This window comes from Allomuricauda sp. CP2A, from assembly GCF_001683915.1.
Classification (GTDB): Bacteria; Bacteroidota; Bacteroidia; order Flavobacteriales; family Flavobacteriaceae; genus Flagellimonas.
This window is the reverse complement of record NZ_LXTT01000134.1, coordinates 1-2,844: the sequence shown is the minus strand read 5'-3', so window position 1 is coordinate 2,844 and position 2,844 is coordinate 1. Positions and strand designations below refer to the sequence as shown.

Sequence of the window (2,844 nt, the reverse complement as noted above, 5' to 3'; positions counted from 1 at the left end):
TATTAAATATTGGACTGCTTTTCAATTGATTTACCCTTTTTGAATGGTGTTTTTTACGTTATGTACAAATAGATTTTTAAGCCCACTTTATCACAACCAAATTTCATCTTGGAGGTCTTTAAACACATATAGAACAAATCATTGAAGGGTGCAGAAAAGCAAATCTCACACAAGTAGTTAACCCGTTTGACGCTGACAGTTCAAATAAATGGTTGACTTAAAAAATAATTATCTATAAGAGAGTACTAAAGGCAAACGCAGCGAAATGGAGTGCTATAAGCCACAAATCCTTTGAAAATTGGGTTTGCAATCAGGTTTGGTCATGCCGATAGTTACTAGACACTCTTCATCAAACCATGTTTTTCTCCAGGACATAATCATCCATCACATAGCCATTGCCAATATCCTGAACTATGGACGCGACATTGACAAATCCCATTTTTTGGTAGGCCACAATAGCATTGGAATTATACTTGTTGACGGTCAATTTTATTTTTTTTAAACCCAACTCTTGTCCTTTTTCCTGAATAAAAGAAAGTGCTGCTCTGGCCACTCCGTTTCCCCTTGCCGATTTTAGAACATACAACTTGCTCAAAAAGAGAGCATTTTCCTCTATACTGAAGGAAAAATAACCCACAAAATCATCTTGCAACTGCATGAGGTAATACGCAACACCTCTTTCAACCTGATCGTGAATTGCTTTGACAGACTGAAACTTATCCAGCATATAATTGACCTGACCGGCTCCGATTATTGGGGTGTAATGTTCGGTCCAAATGATCTTTGCCAAGTCAGCCACAACACTAATGTCTGCCTCTGACTTTACCGGTACGATGTTTACCATGGTCTGTACTATTCCAGTAAAAAGTTAAGCATTTCATATGAGTGTCAACAAAAGTTAATCATCAACACTGTTTATGAATGCCTCCATAAAACACTTACAAATAGTCATTTTTACTTTCATCTTAACATTTTTTAAACCTTAAAGAAGAGAATATCGCATACCTACTGTTTCCTATTTTGAATAACACATCTCCAGTTTCAAAAATAGCGTTGTATATGTAAACCGAGTATCTTCCGATTTAGATTTACACCAACAATGGTCTGTATTTAGTAATTTAGATTGTTGGATTGCCATTTAATCCTTAAAGAATGAATGTTTGGGAAATCATATCGGTGTTTTTTGCGGGTCAAGGCCTGTTGACGGCCATTTTTTTATTGCTCCGTAAAAGCAATGTAAAGCAAGCTAATAGAATTTGGGCCTTTTTTTTAGTCTTGTTCTCATTGAACATTGCGTACAACGTTCTCTTTTGGGCCTATGAGGACTCCAAGTTTACCAACTCGTTGAATCTAATGTACCTAATTCCTTTTTCATTATATGGCCCGTTGTTTTACTTGTATATGCTTTTTTTGGTAAAAAAGGATTCAATGATATTTTTCAGCAAGAGAACATTGGTACATTTTATCCCCACAATCCTCATATTTGCCAACTTTGTGTACTACTTCAGTCTGCCTGTTGAAACAAAAATTCTTTTTGAAAGTCAGAAAGATGTTTTTGGCGGCACCATTCCAGTCCACCCAAGTATTGTTTATGGGTTTATCTGTATTATGTTACTTTTCTATACTTTTTTGGCCCATAAGAATTTAAAAAATCATTTTAGGGGTGATGCCGAAATGAAGTTATGGCTAACTCTGATTACAAGTGTATTTGGGTTATTCGGAATCTCTTGGATTGTATATTTTATCTTTGCCAGAACAGGGCTGTTACAAATTGAGCATGATTATTTCATTGGCTTTTTTATGATTTTTATGATTGGGTTGACTTCCTACTTTGGATTTAACTATTCAGATGTATTCAATGGTAAGCCTTTGCAAAAGGTATTCCCCATTATCAAATACAAAAATTCAGGCCTTTCCCGAAGGGTACTTAACGAATTAAAAGTCAAGTTGGTCAATTTAATGGAAAGGGAGGGATTGTACCTGGATAGTGAACTGAAATTGGGCGACCTTGCCGATGAACTCAAAGTTTCAAGACATCACGCTTCCCAAATCATAAATGAATGTTTTGGCGTGAGTTTCTATGAATACGTGAACAACCTACGTATCCAGGAAGCCGAAAAGTTATTGATGGACAATGAGGCAATGGACATGAACATTACGGACATTGCCTATAAGTCGGGATTCAACAATCGAATGTCCTTTTACAACACTTTCAGAAAACATTTTGGGGTGACCCCATCCGAGTTTAGAAGCAAAAATCTAGCTTCATAACCAGAAAAACACAGTCGTTCAGTTAGCACCAATTAATTCGCTTTGCTTCCTCCAACATGTGGTACAGCCACTTTTCACCATTATCCTTAGAGGTTCTCACATATGTTTTTCTTATAAATGACTTGGGAGTGTTATTTGCCAGTACCATTTCATCCCTAACATATTCTGTAATACCATTTTCAATTAAAAAAGAGGCGGTTGTGTCTAACATCTTCTTATTTTCAACCATCGTTAGATCACCCTGTAATAATACTTTAATAGGCCAAGTAGAACTCAACCAAAGGCCTTTCATATTCATTGTAGATATTGTTATGGTTAAAATAGATAATATCCATGGCATTTGCTCTGCCGTGCAGTTCCATGTTATATTCGCAATCAAGTGTTCTCTTTATCATGCTCGGGTTTTCGGTTTTCGGATTATATATCCGTTCAATATTCCATTTACCCAACAAAAAAGAAAGGTCTTCGGTTGTTTTCTGTGCACAGGCTTTTGAAAGTGATACTAAAAACAGGAAGCAAAGTATGCTTTTGAGCTTATACTCTTTTAAAGACAAAACAATATCTGTATACATA

At 36.0% G+C, this 2,844-nt stretch carries 3 protein-coding genes; 1 reads left to right on the top strand and 2 read right to left on the bottom strand.

What is annotated here, in order from left to right; translation table 11 throughout:
- Positions 1-349: 349 nt before the first annotated feature.
- Positions 350-844, bottom strand: coding sequence for a GNAT family N-acetyltransferase (locus A7D14_RS16055; RefSeq protein WP_067036950.1), 495 nt, complete (start codon positions 842-844; stop codon positions 350-352).
- Positions 845-1,152: 308 nt separating this feature from the next.
- Between A7D14_RS16055 and A7D14_RS16050 the strand changes: the two genes are divergently transcribed.
- Positions 1,153-2,271: a helix-turn-helix domain-containing protein gene (locus tag A7D14_RS16050; protein ID WP_067036948.1), complete on the top strand. Its 1,119-nt coding sequence runs from the start codon at positions 1,153-1,155 to the stop codon at positions 2,269-2,271.
- Between the two features lie 254 nt (positions 2,272-2,525).
- Here A7D14_RS16050 and A7D14_RS20260 read toward each other — a convergent pair.
- Positions 2,526-2,844, bottom strand: a 319-nt coding sequence (locus A7D14_RS20260) for a hypothetical protein (protein ID WP_218058544.1), incomplete at its 5' end; no start/stop codon positions are given.